13 protein-coding genes are annotated in these 15,536 nt (G+C 73.4%); 3 read left to right on the top strand and 10 right to left on the bottom strand.

Annotated features, from left to right (window positions below; genetic code table 11):
* Nucleotides 1-116: 116 nt before the first annotated feature.
* On the top strand, nt 117-1,181 hold the full coding sequence (locus IAG43_RS10165; protein WP_187740430.1) for a M48 family metallopeptidase: 1,065 nt from the start codon (nt 117-119) through the stop codon (nt 1,179-1,181).
* Between the two features lie 229 nt (nt 1,182-1,410).
* On the opposite strand, the gene IAG43_RS10170 is transcribed toward IAG43_RS10165, so the two are convergent.
* The 5 genes from IAG43_RS10170 to proB form a co-directional block, all read right to left on the bottom strand.
* On the bottom strand, nt 1,411-2,493 hold the full coding sequence (locus IAG43_RS10170) for an SCO2583 family membrane protein (protein WP_187740431.1): 1,083 nt from the start codon (nt 2,491-2,493) through the stop codon (nt 1,411-1,413).
* Between the two features lie 100 nt (nt 2,494-2,593).
* Nucleotides 2,594-3,184 carry an SCO2584 family spore wall biosynthesis protein gene (locus tag IAG43_RS10175; RefSeq protein WP_187740432.1) on the bottom strand — a complete coding sequence of 197 codons (591 nt, stop codon included), beginning with the start codon at nt 3,182-3,184 and terminating at the stop codon, nt 2,594-2,596.
* A gap of 89 nt (nt 3,185-3,273) precedes the next feature.
* Nucleotides 3,274-4,566, bottom strand: coding sequence for a glutamate-5-semialdehyde dehydrogenase (locus IAG43_RS10180; protein WP_187740433.1), 1,293 nt, complete (start codon nt 4,564-4,566; stop codon nt 3,274-3,276).
* A gap of 543 nt (nt 4,567-5,109) precedes the next feature.
* Nucleotides 5,110-5,697 (bottom strand): hypothetical protein, encoded by a 588-nt coding sequence (locus tag IAG43_RS10185; RefSeq protein ID WP_187740434.1) that lies wholly within the window; start codon nt 5,695-5,697, stop codon nt 5,110-5,112.
* A 140-nt stretch (nt 5,698-5,837) separates the two neighbouring features.
* Nucleotides 5,838-6,944 (bottom strand): glutamate 5-kinase, encoded by a 1,107-nt coding sequence (proB, locus tag IAG43_RS10190; protein ID WP_187744386.1) that lies wholly within the window; start codon nt 6,942-6,944, stop codon nt 5,838-5,840.
* Between the two features lie 386 nt (nt 6,945-7,330).
* Between proB and IAG43_RS10195 the strand changes: the two genes are divergently transcribed.
* On the top strand, nt 7,331-9,406 hold the full coding sequence (locus IAG43_RS10195; RefSeq protein WP_246574216.1) for a glycosyltransferase family 2 protein: 2,076 nt from the start codon (nt 7,331-7,333) through the stop codon (nt 9,404-9,406).
* Between the two features lie 96 nt (nt 9,407-9,502).
* On the top strand, nt 9,503-10,189 hold the full coding sequence (rfbC, locus tag IAG43_RS10200; RefSeq protein WP_187740436.1) for a dTDP-4-dehydrorhamnose 3,5-epimerase: 687 nt from the start codon (nt 9,503-9,505) through the stop codon (nt 10,187-10,189).
* 84 nt (nt 10,190-10,273) lie between these two features.
* Here rfbC and IAG43_RS10205 read toward each other — a convergent pair whose 3' ends face one another.
* The 5 genes from IAG43_RS10205 to IAG43_RS10225 form a co-directional block, all read right to left on the bottom strand.
* Complete coding sequence (locus IAG43_RS10205; protein ID WP_187740437.1) at nt 10,274-11,068, bottom strand: O-methyltransferase; 795 nt, start codon at nt 11,066-11,068, stop codon at nt 10,274-10,276.
* A 75-nt stretch (nt 11,069-11,143) separates the two neighbouring features.
* On the bottom strand, nt 11,144-12,046 hold the full coding sequence (rfbD, locus tag IAG43_RS10210) for a dTDP-4-dehydrorhamnose reductase (RefSeq protein WP_187740438.1): 903 nt from the start codon (nt 12,044-12,046) through the stop codon (nt 11,144-11,146).
* Entirely contained in the window at nt 12,043-13,026 is a 984-nt protein-coding gene (gene rfbB / locus IAG43_RS10215) for a dTDP-glucose 4,6-dehydratase (protein ID WP_187740439.1), read from the bottom strand. The genes rfbD and rfbB overlap by 4 nt, the downstream gene beginning before the upstream one ends.
* Nucleotides 13,023-14,090 (bottom strand): glucose-1-phosphate thymidylyltransferase, encoded by a 1,068-nt coding sequence (locus tag IAG43_RS10220; RefSeq protein WP_187740440.1) that lies wholly within the window; start codon nt 14,088-14,090, stop codon nt 13,023-13,025. Before IAG43_RS10220 ends, rfbB begins: the two co-directional genes overlap by 4 nt.
* Before the next feature lie 64 nt (nt 14,091-14,154).
* Complete coding sequence (locus IAG43_RS10225; RefSeq protein WP_187740441.1) at nt 14,155-15,528, bottom strand: glycosyltransferase family 2 protein; 1,374 nt, start codon at nt 15,526-15,528, stop codon at nt 14,155-14,157.
* Nucleotides 15,529-15,536 lie beyond the last annotated feature (8 nt).

Raw genomic sequence — 15,536 nt, forward strand, 5'->3', positions numbered from 1 at the left:
CTCACGGCGACTCGGTCGTTGTGGTTGTCCACAGGCTCCGTCACGCCTCGGCGCCAGCGCCTACGCTGGGGTCCTGTCAGGGGGACGAGCACGACTCGCGACACACAGGGGGCATCATGACCGAAGGTCAGGAGACCGCGCCGAGCAGGCGGCGCCGGCGCTTCGAGGACATCTCCTCCCGCGCCTACGAACATCCCGCGGACCGCTCGGCGCTGGTGGCGCTGCGCAAGCTCAGCGGCTTCGACACCGTCTTCAAGGCGCTCAGCGGGCTGCTGCCCGAGCGCAGCCTGCGACTGCTCTTCCTCTCCGACTCCGTGCGGGTGGGCGACGAGCAGTTCGCGCACCTGCACACCATGCTCAGGGACGCCTGCTACATCCTGGACCTCGACAAGGTCCCGGCGATGTACGTGACCCAGGATCCCAAGCCGAACGCCATGTGCATCGGCCTCGACGAGCCCATCATCGTCGTGACGACCGGACTCGTGGAGCTGCTCGACGAGGAGGAGATGCGGGCGGTCGTCGGCCACGAGGTGGGCCACGCCCTCTCCGGCCACTCCGTGTACCGCACGATCCTGCTCTTCCTCACGGGCCTCGCGGTGAAGGTCGCCTGGATCCCGCTGGGGAACGTGGCGATCATGGCGATCGTCACGGCGCTGCGCGAGTGGTTCCGCAGGTCGGAGCTCTCGGCGGACCGGGCCGGCCTGCTGGTGGGCCAGGACCTCCAGGCGTCGATGCGCGGTCTGATGAAGATCGCGGGCGGCAACCACCTCCACGAGATGAACGTGGACGCCTTCCTCAAGCAGGCGGAGGACTACGAGGCGGGCGGCGACCTCCGGGACTCGGTACTGAAGATCCTCAACGTCCTCCCCCGCTCGCACCCGTTCACCACCGTCCGCGCCGCGGAGCTGAAGCGGTGGGCCGAGAGCCGTGATCACCAGCGGATCATGGACGGGCACTACCCGCGCCGTTCCGAGGACAAGGACACCTCGGTGACGGACTCCTTCCGCGAGTCGGCGTCCCACTACGCCGACACGGTGCGCACCAGCAAGGATCCGCTGATGAAGCTGGTGGGCGACATAGCGGGCGGTGCGGGCGACCTGGGCGGCAGGCTGCGCGACAAGTTCACGGGCGCATCCGGCTCGGGAGGGGGCAACGGCGGCGCGGCCGGCTCCGAGCGCTGACCCGTTGCCCAGTACGGCTGCCGGCTCTCGCCGGGGCCTGCGGCGGCGGCCTCGGACAGGGGCTGCCGGGGCGGCGGCCGCGGGCGAGGGCGGACTCCGGGCGGCGGAGCCGGGGCGGCTGCCGCGGGTGACGGCCCGCGGCTCGGGCAGCGTGTCCCGCCCGGGAGGCGGTGGGCCACCGCCCGGCCGATGACCGCCGCACACAGCCGTGGCACGGCCGGGCCGGGCGTCAGGACGTGGGTGCGGGCGAGGGCAGGGACCGGTCGGCGAGCGCCCCGCACAGGGCGGCCCTGGCCGGACCCGGGGCGTAGGGGTCGGTGTCGGCCGGGCCCTCGGTCGTCGCGCGGCGGCCCGCCAGCAGGGGGTGCAGCTCGGCCGCCGTCTCCTCCGCGCAGTCCTGCGGCCCCGCCTGCGCATGGCTGGTCAGCACGGTGAGCCGGTGGCGTCGGAGATCGTCGCGGTCGAGGCGGAAGTGCAGCTCGCGGCGCACCGTGTACAGCGAGGCGCGGTCGTCGACCGGACCCGCGGCGGCGGCCGGCCGCAGGGCGTACGCGAAGGTGTGATCGGCGGTGACCTCCAGCGCCCCGGCGTTCTGCTCGGTGACGAGCAGTGCGCCCGAGACCCGCACGCCGGAGTCGGCCAGCTCCACCTTCGCGGGGTCGAAGCGGACCAGCCACCCGGTGACGGCGTGCCGCCCGTCCGCGGCCGGGGCGGCCATGCTGCGGTCGAACTGGTCCAGCTGGTCGGCGTGGAGGAGGGCGCGCACGGCCCGTGGCTCACCGCCCGTGAGCACGTCGGGGTCGATGGAGGAGGCCACCAGGTAGTCCTTCACGGTGGCCAGGGCGGTGGTCACCTGGTCCTCGGTGAAGTGTTCGGTGCGCCGTACCGCCGGCAGCGCGATGCCCGCGGCACCGGTGCGGTACTGGGCGGCCGGTCCCTGCCCCAGGACCTCGCCCGCGGTGCCGCCGGGGACGGTGCCGTGCGGGGCGAGCGGCACCAGCGACATCCGCAGCGTCGCGTCCGGGCGGGAGACGGCGGCACGGTGGGGCTGACGCACACCGAGATAGACGGAGGTCCCGAAGGCGAGGGCCACGAGCACCACGAGGAGGAGGATGCGACGAGGAGCCCGTCCGCCCCGGGAGGGCAGGCTCCGCACGGCGGGTGCGTGGTCGCCCATGCGTTCCACCGCGGAGAACTCCTGGACGCGGGCAGCGCTCACGAACGATTCGTCGAAGACGACGGATCCGTACTCGTCCTCACCGCCGGGCGGCCCCTCGGGCGGCCCCTCAGGCGGGTCTCCGCGCCGACCCATACTTTCAGGGTAGGTCGCCCGGGGCTGCGGTAAACGCGCTGCTGCGCGTCGAGTTCCGACGAGTTCCCGCGCAGTGGGCCACTTGGCCGCACGAGCCGTCTCAGGGGGTCGCGGGCGCGGTGGGGACACGGGTCGGGGTGTGGGCTGCGGCGGACGTGGGGCCGCCCCCGGTGCCGCTGACCGTCGCCCCCGTCGGCGGTGCGTCCACCCCGGTCCTCGCCGGCTGCGGCACCTGGTCCTCCCGGCTGCCGGAGCCGCCCTTGTAGACGGCGGTGAAGGCGAGGGCGACCATGCCGATGCCCATCACCAGGGCGAGGATCCAGGCCACGGGCCGGTGCCAGTGCGCGGTGCCGCGGTAGGGCCGCAGGGCGCCGCCGTGGCGCCCGTAGGGGCCGTCCGGGTCCTCGTGGGCGTCGGCGTCGTACACGTCGCCGTGGTCGTGCCCGAAACCACCGCGGCGGAGATCGTCGTCGGAGGGGGCGTTGCGGAAGCCGGTACGGGCGGCCTCGGCCTCGGCGCGCGCCTCGGCGGCCGCCAGCGACCGCTCGGCGGCCGATGGTTCGTGGAACTCGGCGGCCCGTACGAAGTCCTCGTCGAACACCACGGAGGCGAAGTCCTCGTCCGCGCCCCCGCGGTCGTCGTCGGGCTCCCAGCCGTCCGGGAACGGCCTGCCCCCCACGTCGTCCGGCACCGTCCCAGAGTAGACCCGCGGAAGCGGTTTCGGCAGGGAGACCGCGAACTCTCCCCGCCCGGTTGACGGTCCGGGCGGGGAGCCGTCGGCTACCGGGTGTGGCCGTCGCCGGTCACGATGTACTTGGTGGAGGTGAGCTCCGGAAGGCCCATCGGCCCGCGGGCGTGCAGCTTCTGGGTGGAGATGCCGATCTCGGCGCCGAAACCGAACTCGCCGCCGTCGGTGAAGCGGGTGGAGGCGTTCACCGCGACCGTCGTGGAATCCACCAACCGGGTGAACCTGCGGGCGGCCGCCTGGGAGGTGGTGACGATCGCCTCGGTGTGCCCGGAGGACCAGAGGCGGATGTGCGCCACAGCGGCGTCCAGCGAGTCGACGACGGCGGCGGCGATGTCGTAGGAGAGGTACTCGGTCTCCCAGTCCTCCGCCGTGGCGGGCACGATCGTGGCCTTCGTTCCGTCGGTGTACCCGAGGACCCGCTCGTCCCCGTGGACGGTGACCCCCGCCTCGGCGAGGGCGTCCAGGGCGCGGGGCAGGAAGGCGTCGGCGACGTCCTGGTGGACGAGCAGGGTCTCCGCGGCGTTGCAGACGCTCGGCCGCTGCGCCTTGCTGTTCAGCAGGATGGCGACGGCCATGTCGATGTCCGTCTCGGCGTCGACGTAGACGTGGCAGTTGCCGGTGCCGGTCTCGATGACGGGGACCGTCGAGCCCTCGACGACGGTGCGGATGAGGGAGGCTCCGCCGCGCGGGATCAGTACGTCGACCATGCCGCGGGCCCGCATCAGTTCCTGTACGGAGTCGCGGCTCTCGCCCGGGACGAGCTGGACGGCGTCGGCCGGCAGGCCCGAACCGCCGACGGCGTCGCGGATGACCTTCACCAGGGCGGTGTTGGAGGAGTAGGCGGAGGACGACCCGCGCAGCAGCACGGCGTTGCCGGACTTCAGGCAGAGCGCGGCGCCGTCGACGGTCACGTTGGGACGGGCCTCGTAGATGATGCCGACGACGCCGAGCGGGACGCGCACCTGGCGCAGGTCGATGCCGTTGGGCAGGGTCGAGCCCCGCACCACCTCGCCCACCGGGTCGGGCAGCGCCGCGACCTGGCGCACGTCGGCGGCGATGGCGCGGACCCGCTCGGGGGTGAGGGTGAGGCGGTCGATGATCGCGTCGCTGGTGCCGGCCTCGCGCGCCCGCTCGATGTCCACGGCGTTGGCCTCGACGATCTCGGCCGTCCGTACTTCGAGGGCGTCGGCGATCGCCAGCAGGGCGTCGTCCTTCGCGGACCGCGGCAGCGGAGCGAGATCGGCGGCGGCGGCCTTGGCCCGGTAGGCGGCCCGGGTGACCGGGGACATGTTGTCGTACGGCGTGACCGATGAGAGCGACGTCATACCCCGCAGGGTAGTGCGCCGGGGAGGGCGGGCCGGCGGTTCGTCCCGCACTGCGAGACGAATGCGGGATGAACCCGCCGAAACGTTCCGGGGAGGGTGCCGGCCGGCAGAGCGGGGCGGCGGCCGGGCCGGGCGCGTCGCGGTGTGCGCGGCGCGCAGGCTTCTCCTGCCCCGTCCCGTCCGGCCGTCCGGCCGGCGGGAGGCCGAGGAGACCTGACGGCGCCCGCCGCCTGTCTTCCGCCCCGCCCGGCGGGCACAGCGAGCGCGGCGGCCCCGGCTGCTTCCGCCTCCGCGATGCGAGGCACTCCGCGCCGGGCCGCTCCTCCCGTGCCGGGCCGTGCCCGCAGGCCGTGCCCGCCGCCGGACCTGTGCCGCGCACGGGGCGGACCTGCGCCGCCCCGCTCCCCGGCGGCTCCGGCCGCAGGGCCGTGGCCGGGCCACCGCCTCGCGCCGGACGTCGTGCCACTCCCCGCCGCCGCCCGCGGGGCGCGGGCGGCCGTCGACCGCGTGGCGGTGTGGCGGCGTGTCTCGTCGGGCGGGCCGTCAGAAGGGGTGGACGCCGATCGGGGAGGCGGGCGGCGGGCCGTAGCCCTCGGCGACGCGCAGGTGGTACGTCTGCCGGTCGACGACCTCCAGGCCGACGATCTCCCAGGGAGGCAGCCGGGCGGTGGACCGGTGCTCGCCCCACAGCCGCAGCGCCACGGCCGCGGCGTCGTGGAGGTCCCGGGCCTCCTCCCAGTAGCGGATCTCCGCATGGTCGTTGGCGTACCGGCTGGTCAGCAGGAAGGGGTGGTCGTGGGCGAGCTGTTCGAGGCCCCGGCGGACCTCCTTGAGCGGCGCCTCCGGCCCCGAGACGCTGAGGGTGATGTGCCAGAGCCGGGACAGCGGCTGCTCCGGAGGGGTGCGGCCTGCTCCCGCGGCCTCCCGGGCGCCGGCGGTCTCCGTCGCCGTCGAGGAGCCGCCGAGTGCGCCGGACGGCGCCCCCTCGGACGCGGCAGCGGGTTCGCCCGGGTGTCCGCCGAGGTCGGCGGAGCCGCCGACGCTGGTCAGGGTCCGCTCCTCACCCGGTGCCCGGGGGCCGGGGGGCCTCCCGTGGCCCCGAGGGGTGTCCCCCGGGCGCGCTCGTCTCACCGGCCGCCTCCTGTCGCTTCGTCGCGGGCCCGTGGATTGCGCGGGTCCGCATCAAAGTGGACCAGTCCGGGGCACGGTCCGGGGCGGTTTTGGTAAAGGTCTCTCCCTGATGACGGGACTTTCCGCCTTTCAGGGGCGGGTCACGTCTCCAGGACGACGAGATCGTCCCTGTGTACGACCTCGCGTTCGTAGGCCGGTCCGAGTTCGCGGGCGAGCTCCCGCGTCGAACGGCCGAGCAGCTGGGGGATCTCCTTGGCGTCGAAGTTGACGAGCCCGCGGGCGACCGGCCGGCCGGAGGCGTCGCGGAGCTCGACCGGGTCCCCCGCGCTGAACTCGCCGTCCACGGCGGCGATCCCGGCGGGCAGCAGCGACTTCCTGCCCTTGACGACCGCCCGTACGGCGCCCTCGTCGAGGGTCAGCGAGCCCTGCGGCGTCGACGCGTGGGCGAGCCAGAGCAGCCGGTCGGCGGAACGCCGTCCGGTGGCGTGGAAGAAGGTGCCCGTGTCCCGCCCGGCGAGGGCGTCCGCGGCACGGCTGGCGGAGGTGAGGACGACGGGCACGCCGGCAGCCGCCGCGATCCGTGCGGCCTCGACCTTGGTGACCATGCCGCCCGTGCCGACGCCCGCCTTCCCGGCGCTGCCGATCTGCACGTGCGCGATGTCGTCGGGGCCGCGCACCTGGTCGATGCGGCTGGTGCCGGGACGGGACGGGTCGCCGTCGTAGAGGCCGTCGACGTCGGAGAGGAGCACCAGCAGGTCGGCCCGGACGAGGTGGGCCACGAGGGCGGCGAGGCGGTCGTTGTCGCCGAACCGGATCTCGTCGGTGGCGACCGTGTCGTTCTCGTTGACGACGGGCACGGCGCCCATGGCGAGCAGCTGGTCGAGGGTGCGGTACGCGTTGCGGTAGTGCGCGCGGCGGCTGGTGTCGTCGCCGGTGAGCAGGACCTGGCCGACGCGGACGCCGTAGCGGGCGAAGGAGGCGGTGTAGCGGGCGACCAGCAGCCCCTGGCCGACACTGGCCGCGGCCTGCTGCCTGGCGAGATCCTTGGGACGCCGGGCGAGGCCGAGCGGCGCGAGACCCGCGGCGATGGCGCCGGAGGAGACCAGGACGATCTCCCGCTCCCCTCCGCTGCGGACCTTGGCGAGGACGTCGACGAGCGCGTCCACGCGGTCGGCGTCGAGACCGCCCGCGGCGGTCGTCAACGAGGACGAGCCGACCTTGACGACGATCCTGCGAGCCTGCGTCACCTGATGCCTTGCCACTGCCCCACCTGCCACTGTCACCCCCCGAATCTATGCCAGCGCCCGCTCCGGGCGCGCGGGCATTCCGAGCCATGGACACCGGGCGGCGGAACGGCGGCCGGCGGCGTGGAGGTCGCACGCCCGCGGGGTGGAGGCCGCAGGCCGCCGGGGGGCCGGGGGCGCGATCCCGCCCGCCCGGGGCGCCGTCACGGCGGTCGGCGCTGGCGGAACGGCCGAGACGCAGAGAACGCCTTGCTTTGGCACGAGTTGTGTCGGATGACCCGGTTGGATCCCCGCAGCCGATAGGGTGCCCGTCGGGCGGTGGCACGCGCCCGCACCGTCCTGCCTCCGGCCGGTTCGAGCCGGGCTCCCACAAGAGACGGGGCACTGCCGTGTCGGTCAAAGTGAGTGTCGTCATCCCGGTCTACAACCCGGGGAAGTACCTCGACCCCTGCATCGAGTCGCTCCTCGGACAGACCATGCCGCCCGAGGAGTTCGAGGTCCTCTTCGTCGACGACGGGTCGACCGACGACACCCCGGCCCGGCTCGACGGACTCGCCTCCCGCCATCCGCACTTCCGGGTGATCCACATCCCCAACTCGGGCTGGCCGGGCAAACCGCGGAACATCGGTGTGGAGGCGGCCGCGGGCGAGTACGTCCAGTTCCTCGACCAGGACGACCACCTCGGCACCGACGCGCTGCGCCGCCTGTGGGCGATGGGCCACCGCAACGGCTCGGACATCGTGATCGGCAAGGTGGCGAGCAACTTCCGGGGCGTGCCGCACGGCGTCTTCCGCAAGAACCGCGAGCGCTGCACGCTGCGCAACGCCCCGCTGTTCGACAGCCTCACGCCGCACAAGATGTTCCGCACGGCGTTCCTGCGCGAGCACGGCATCGCCTACCCGGAGGGGAAGCGCCGGCTGGAGGACCAGCTGTACATGATGAAGGCGTACATCCCCGCCGAGGTGGTCTCGATCCTCGGCACGTACACCTGCTACCACTACTCGAAGCGGGACGACGGCAAGAACGCCGGATCGGCCAAGCTGGTCCCGGAGGGGTACTACGGCAACCTGCGCGAGGTGCTGGACGTCGTCGTCGAGGGCACCGGGCCCGGACCGCTGCGCGACCGGGTGCTGCGCCGCTTCTACCGGGTGGAGATGCTCGGCCGCCTCAGCGAACCCGCCGTGCTCACCTACGACGACGCGTTCCTGCGCGCGATGACGGACGCGATCCGCCCGCTCGCCCTGGAGTTCATGGGCGGCTCCGTCCACGGCGGGCTCGGCCCGATGCTGCGGCTCCGCTCCGAACTGCTGCGGGCCGACGACGCCGAGGGGCTGGTGCGCCTCGCCCGCTTCGCCGCCTCCGTCAAGGGCGCGGTGCGCCTGGAGGACCTGGCGTGGCAGCCGGACGGCAGGATCGCGGTGCGGATCGGCGCACGGCTGGTGCACGGAGAGGACCGCGAGCCGCTGACGATGGTCCGCCGCGACGGGCGGCTGTACCTCGACCCGGCGGTGACCGACCGCTTCCTGCCGGCCGGTGAACTCGTCGACGTCACCGACGACCTGCGGGGATTCACCGCCGAACTCTCGCTGCGGGACCGGGAGACCGCCGTCGAGTGGCCGTGCCCCGCCTCGTTCACCGCCGAGGTGACCGACCGGCCGGACGGGACGTGCGAGGTCGTGATGCGGGGAACCGGTCATCTGGCGACGGAGGGCGGCCGCAAGGGCCGGGGCAGCCTGCCGCGGGGCTTCTGGGACGCCTGGGTGACCGTGCGGGGGCTCGGTGTCGTGCGCCGGGCCCGGCTGGGCGCGGACCGGGCGGAGCACGTCGCCGACCGGTGCATGCCGGCGCTGCTCTCCGGGGAACCGCGGTCGGTCATCCCGTACTTCACGGACCCGCACGGCAACCTCACGCTCGACGTGGCGCGCCGCGGCAAGCGGACGGCCGCGTACCTGCGGGGACGGACGGTGCTGCGGATGCCGGGGACTCCGGTCCGGCTGCGGCTGGACCTCTTCACGACGGGTGGCACCGCGCCGGGGACGGGAGCCGGTTCCGGCGCACCGGAGCTGGTGCTGACCAAGCCGTCGGACGACAGCGACCTCGCCGAGGCGACGGTGGTCCACTCCGCCGCGTGCACGCTGCGCCCGGCGCTCGACCGGGCCCATCTGGAGCTGCCCCGGCGGCTGCCCGGCGCCCCGGAGGGCACCTGGCGGCTGTCGGTGCGGCTGGACGGCGACACCGGTCCGCTGCTGCCGCTCTGCACCGCGGACGTCGACGGTTCGGGCCGTCTCCGGCTCGACGGGAGCCTGCCCGTCCCCGATCCGGTGCTGCTGCGGCAGCTGGTCACCGAGCGGCGGCGGGTGGCCGCCCGGCGCGCGGTCCGGTCGGTCGTGGGCCCGGTCGTGCGCCGGCTTCCGGCCCCGGCCCGCAAGCGCGCCCGCCGCCTGGCGGCACGGGTCTTCGGCTGAGCCCGAAGGCCGACGCGGACGCCGGACCACGAGCCACGAGCCACGAACAACGCACGACGAGCCACGAGCAATGAACGACGACGAGGGCGTGAACAGATGCGGGAACTCTCCATCCCCGGGGCCTGGGTGCACGAGCCGCGGGTCTTCCCGGACAGCCGCGGCAGCTTCCACGAGTGGTTCAAGGCACCGGACTTCGCCACCGCCACAGGCCACCGGCTGCGGCTGGAGCAGGCGAACTGCTCCGTCTCCGGCCGGGGAACCCTGCGCGGCGTCCATTTCGCCGATGTGCCGCCGGGCCAGGCGAAGTACGTGAAGTGCGTACGGGGGGCGGTCCTGGACACGGTCGTCGACATCCGCACCGGGTCGCCCGCCTTCGGCCGGTGGGAGCAGGTCCTGCTGGACGACCGCGACCACCGCGCGGTGTACCTGTCGGAAGGGCTGGGGCACGCGTTCATGGCGCTGACCGACGACGCGACCGTGGTCTACCTCTGCTCCGAGGGGTACGCCCCCGAGCGCGAGCACGGCCTGCACCCGCTGGACCCGGGCCTGGGCATCGTCTGGCCGGCGGAGGTCGCCCCCGTGCTGTCGGAGAAGGACGCCGCGGCGCCGGGACTCGCGGAGGCCGAGCGCCGGGGGATGCTGCCGCGCTACGACGCGTGCCTCGCGTACCGCGCACGGCTCGGCGGTGCGAGTGCGAGTCCGGATGCTGTTCCGGGTGCGGACGGCGGTCCGCGGACCGCGGGCGGGGCCGGAGGGGAGCCGCGGGTGCACGACCCGGCCTGACCCGCGGCGGGGGCGGTTCCGGCGGACACTGCGGCGTCCGCCGGAACCGCCCCCGCCGCGCCGGCCGCCCGGCCGGTGCGGCTCTCAGCCCGTCAGCCGCTCCAGGCCGCGCCGTACCGGTGCGAAGGAGGCACGCCCCCGGCGCAGGGTGCGGGCGCGGACGAGGCCCGGCCAGAAGTCGGCGCCGAGCAGTGCCTCCGGGCGCACCGCCCGCTTGCGGCTGAGCACTTCGTCGGGGACGTCCTGCGGGTCGGGGACGACGTACTCCTCGATGATCCGGTCGTAGGCGTCCCGCAGCACGGTGTTGCCGGGGTCGGCGCCGAAGACGGCGGCGACCCCGGTCGGCGCCGTGTCGACCTCGACGACCACGAGGTCGGGCCGGTACCTCCGGAGCACCTGGACGACCTTGTAGACGTCGCCCGTCCAGAACTTCGTGTGGCGGTCGCGTGCGGCCTCGTCCACGTTCCTCGGCATCATGTCGTCGAGGACGATCACGCTGGACCAGCGGGAATGCCGCTCGACGTTCATGAAATCACGCAGGGCGTATTCGAACAGATGCATTCCGTCGATGAACGAGAGTTCCAGGCGGGGATCGCCGCCCAGTACGTTCATCGGATCCCGGCGGGCGAGCGCCCGGAAGGGATTCCGCCCGGTGCGCAGGTGGACCAGAGGGTCCCTGCGGGCGAAGAAGTCGTCACTCGTCGCCCTGACCAGATGCACGTCGCAGCTGATACTGGTGACGACCCGGAATGCCGGGTCGACGGCGACCGAGGGAACGCGGGAAAGCGCCAGACTGCGTCCGTCGTTGACCCCGATCTCCAAATAGTTCCGGGGTTTGCAGACACGGTGCAGATGACGCAGGAAGCCGTGGCGGTCCACTGGAATCCCTTCACTGGGAATCGCAATTCTGTGCTTTCGGGCGAAGTTAGCGTGCGCGGCCCCGTGCGTAAACTTCTACGGCCCGGTGCCACGCGATTCCCGGTGTGCGCGGACGATCTCCGGGAACGCCTCTGCGAGCGCCTCGCGCCATTCGCGAATCGGTTCGATGCCGGTGGTCCGCAGCCTCTCGTGCCCCAGCACGCTGTACGCCGGCCGGGGCGCGGGCCGGTGGAACGCCGCGCTGGTGGTGGGCCGCACCCGGTCCGGGTCGGCGCCCAGCAGGCGGAAGATCTCCCGGGTGAGGCCGTACCAGGTGGTCTCGCCGGAGCTGGTGCCGTGCTGGATGCCCGGCGGCACCGTCCCGGCCAGCGTGCCGCGGCCCAGGCGCAGCAGGAGTTCCGCGAGATCGGCGCTCCAGGTCGGCTGGCCGCGCTGGTCGTCGACGACGTCCACGGTCTCCCTGCCGGCCTCCAGGCCGATCATGGTGCGCACGAAGTTGCGCCCGCCCGCGCCGTACAGCCAGGCGGTGCGCACCACGTGGCCGGTCTCCGGCAGCAGGTCCAGCACGGCCCGCTCGCCCGCGGCCTTGCTGCGCGCGTAGGCGCCGCGCGGGTCGGGGGACGCGTCCTCGGCGTAGGGCTCGTGGGCGTCCCCGGCGAACACGTAGTCGGTGGAGACGTGCAGCAGGACCGCGCCCCTCTCCTTGCACGCCTCGGCCAGCACCCGCGGGCCGGTCGCGTTGACGGCGCGGGCGGCTTCCTCGTGGGTCTCGGCCCCGTCGACGTCGTTCCAGGCGGCGCAGTTGACCACCACGTCCGGGCGGTGGGCGGCCAGTGCGGCACGCACCTCGTCGGGGCCCGTGATGTCCAGCTCGGCCCTCGTCAGGGCGGCGCTCCGCTCGCCGGCGGCGGCGATGCGGGCCGTCACGTCCCGGGCGAGCATGCCGTCCGCCCCGGTGACCAGCCAGCAGGTGCTCACAGCGCCGCACGCTCCTTCAGCGGCTCCCACCAGGCGCGGTTGTCGCGGTACCAGGCGACGGTCTCCGCGAGGCCGGTGGCGAAGTCCTTGCGCGGGCGGTAGCCGAGTTCCTCGCGGGCCTTGGTGCAGTCGACCGAGTAGCGGCGGTCGTGGCCCTTGCGGTCGGCGACGGGCTGCACGCTGTCCCAGTCGGCGCCGCACGCGTCGAGGAGCAGCCGGGTGAGTTCGCGGTTGGTGAGTTCGGTGCCGCCGCCGATGTTGTAGACCTCGCCCGGGCGGCCTTCGGTGCGGACCAGTTCGATGCCCTGGACGTGGTCGTCGATGTGGAGCCAGTCGCGCACGTTCCGGCCGTCCCCGTACAGCGGGACGGTGCCGCCGTCGAGGAGCCGGGTGACGAACAGCGGGATCACCTTCTCGGGGAAGTGGTGGTGCCCGTAGTTGTTGGAGCAGCGGGTCACCCGCACGTCCAGGCCGTGGGTGCGGTGGTAGGACAGGGCGATCAGGTCCCCGGCGGCCTTGGACGCGGCGTACGGCGAGGTGGGCGCCAGGGGATGGGTCTCCGGCCAGGAACCCTCGTCGATGGAGCCGTAGACCTCGTCGGTGGAGATCTGCACGAAGACGGAGATCCCCGCGCGGTGCGCCGCGTCGGCGAGGGTCTGGGTGCCGAGCACGTTCGTCCGGACGAACTCGGCGCCTCCGTCGATGGACCGGTCGACATGGGATTCGGCGGCGAAGTGGACAACCTGGTCGTGCTCGGCCATGAGCTTGCCGACGAGGTCGGGGTCGCAGATGTCGCCGCGCACGAAGTTCAGCCGGTCGTCGCCCGCGACCTCGTCGAGGTTGGACTCGTTGCCGGCGTAGGTGAGCCTGTCGAGCACGGTGATCCGGACGTCGTCCGGTCCGTGCGGGCCCAGCAGGGTGCGGACGTAGTGGGAACCGATGAAGCCGGCGCCGCCGGTCACCAGGAGGGCGGTGGTCATGACGAGATCTGCACCTTGCTGTGGTCGCCGAGCACGAGTCGGTGGGACGAGGGGTTGCGGGGAGCCGGGGTGACCTCGACGTCGCGGCCGATGAGGGAGGCCTCGATGCGGCGCACGCCGGTGATGGAGGCGCCGCGCAGCACGATCGAGTACTCGATCTCGCTGTCCTCGATGCGGCAGCCGTCGGCGACCGAGGTGAAGGGCCCGACGTAGGAGCCGCTGATCAGCGTGGAGTGCCCGATGACCGCGGGGCCGACGACCCTGCTGTTCACGATCCGCGCGCCCGTCTCGACGCACACCCGGCCGATGATCTCGCTGCTCTCGTCGACGGAGCCGTCGATCCGGCAGTCCACCGTCTCCAGCACCGACCGGTTGACCTCCAGCATGTCGGTGACGTTGCCGGTGTCCTTCCAGTAGCCCGCGATGGTGGTGGAGCGCACGTCGTGGCGCCGGTCGATCAGCCACTGGATGGCGTGGGTGATCTCCAGCTCGCCGCGCCAGGACGGTCCGATGGCGCGCACCGCCTCGTGCACGGCGGGGGTGAAGAGGTAGACGCCGACGAGCGCGAGATCGCTCTTGGGCCGCTCGGGCTTCTCCTCCAGGCCCACCACGTGTCCGGCGGGGTCGAGTTCGGCGACGCCGAAGGAGGTCGGGTCGGCGACCTTGGTCAGCAGGATCTGCGCGTCGGGCCGTTCGGTGCGGAATTCGTCCACCAGCCCGCTGATGCCTCCGACGATGAAATTGTCGCCGAGATACATCACAAAATCGTCTTCTCCCAGGAATTCCCGGGAGATGATCACCGCGTGGGCCAGGCCGAGCGGCTTCTCCTGCGGAATGTAGGTGACCTTGACGCCGAAACGGGATCCGTCGCCGACCGCTTCCTCGATCTCCGCCGCGGTCTCCCCCACGACGACGCCGACCTCGGTGATCCCGGCCTCGGCGATCGCCTCCAGGCCGTAGAACAGCACCGGTTTGTTGGCCACCGGGACCAGTTGCTTGGCGGACGTGTGCGTAATGGGACGGAGTCGTGTGCCGGCTCCTCCGGAAAGTACGAGTGCCTTCACTGTCCCTGCCCTGTGGTTCGGAAAAACGTGACGCCGGGGCGGATACCGCCCCGGCACCCCGATGTTACCTATTCCACATCCGTATTCCGGCGTCCCGGAGCGCGCGTAGCGCTCCGATTCGGCGCGCCCTGCGGCGAATGGCCCCGGCGATTTCCCGTACGCGTGACCGGCCGTCCGCCCCCGGCAGGACACGGGCGCCGCCGGCCCGGTCGGGAACCGTCACCCGGTACGTGCGCGCAGGCAGCCCGGAGCGGCGGTCGCCGAAGTACGGGAGGGCGAGGTACACCCGGCCGGTCAGCCGCCGCCGGACCACCCGGGGCACCGCCCCGGACCCGATGTGCTCCAGGACGCCGCTCAGCAGGTCGAGCCGCCCCCGGGCGACGCACTCCAGCACGAGGCGCTCGGCCACCTTGAGATGCGCGGCGACGCCCCGGTTCCAGTACGGCCCGGTGAGCGGGGCGGCGAGCCGCAGCCGCTCCCGCTGCTCCGCCTCCGGCCTGCGCAGCAGCGCCGGGGAGAACTGCTGGAGCAGTCCGACCGTGAACGGCCTGACCATCAGCAGGTCTCGCCCCGGGCCCGGCGGTTCGAGCCGCGCGATGAGCACGGCGAGGGCGGTGACCGCCGCGAAGCGGGACTCGTGGCCGCCGCGCCGGGTGGCGTGCTTGCCGTCCTCCCGGCCGACCAGGTAGTAGCAGTCGTAGTCCGCGACGACCGAGACGCCCCGCCCCGCGAGGTACGCCTCCATGGTGAAGAGCGCGTCCTCGCCGGTCGCGAAGGACTCGTCGAAGGTGAGCCCGCGCCGTGTCAGCAGCTCGCGGCGGAACAGCTTCTGGGCGCTGAGCGCGTAGACGACGCGGGACGTGCGGACGTCGGCCCGCTCCACGGTCCGGGTGAACATCGACCGCGGGACACCGCGCCCCCGCCCGGCCATCCTGCCGAGCACCACGTCGGTCCCGGCCCGGTCCGCCATGGCGGTCATGCGTTCCAGGGCCTCGTCGCCCAGGAAGTCGTCGGCGTCGAGGAAGAAGACGTAGCGGCCGCGCGCGAGGGCGAGGCCCCTGTTCCGCGGTCCGCCGGGGCCGCCCGAGTTGGGCTGGCGCACGACCGTGGTGCGGACCGCCGAGCGGGCGGCGAACGCCTCCAGGTACTCCCCCGTGCCGTCGGTCGAGCCGTCGTCGACCGCGAGGAGTTCGATCCGGTCGGGTCCGAGCGTCTGCGACTCCACGGACTCCAGGCAGCGGATCAGGTACGGCATGGCGTCGAAGGCGCCGACGACGACGGAGACGTCCGGAGCGGGCGGGCCCGTCGTCCGCCCGGCCGCGGGCGCCGCGCCCTCCGCGTCCTCCGCAGGCGGGGGCCCGGGCGGGGTGCCGGGGGCCGGTGCGGCAGCGGGGTCCGGGAGGCCCGGTGCGTGAGGAGGCTCCAGTGGGTCGTCCATGGCTTCCA

Origin of the sequence: Streptomyces genisteinicus, from assembly GCF_014489615.1 — a bacterium.
In the GTDB taxonomy this organism is placed as follows: domain Bacteria; phylum Actinomycetota; class Actinomycetes; order Streptomycetales; family Streptomycetaceae; genus Streptomyces; species Streptomyces genisteinicus.

What these genes read in the sequence shown, in the direction of transcription:
- IAG43_RS10170 (WP_187740431.1), bottom strand. Translation starts at nt 2,493, where the DNA reads ATGGGTCGGCGCGGAGACCCGCCTGAGGGGCCGCCCGAGGGGCCGCCC.
- IAG43_RS10225 (WP_187740441.1), bottom strand. Translation starts at nt 15,528, where the DNA reads ATGGACGACCCACTGGAGCCTCCTCACGCACCGGGCCTCCCGGACCCC.
- IAG43_RS10165 (WP_187740430.1), top strand. Translation starts at nt 117, where the DNA reads ATGACCGAAGGTCAGGAGACCGCGCCGAGCAGGCGGCGCCGGCGCTTC.
- IAG43_RS10180 (WP_187740433.1), bottom strand. Translation starts at nt 4,566, where the DNA reads ATGACGTCGCTCTCATCGGTCACGCCGTACGACAACATGTCCCCGGTC.
- rfbB (WP_187740439.1), bottom strand. Translation starts at nt 13,026, where the DNA reads ATGACCACCGCCCTCCTGGTGACCGGCGGCGCCGGCTTCATCGGTTCC.
- rfbC (WP_187740436.1), top strand. Translation starts at nt 9,503, where the DNA reads ATGCGGGAACTCTCCATCCCCGGGGCCTGGGTGCACGAGCCGCGGGTC.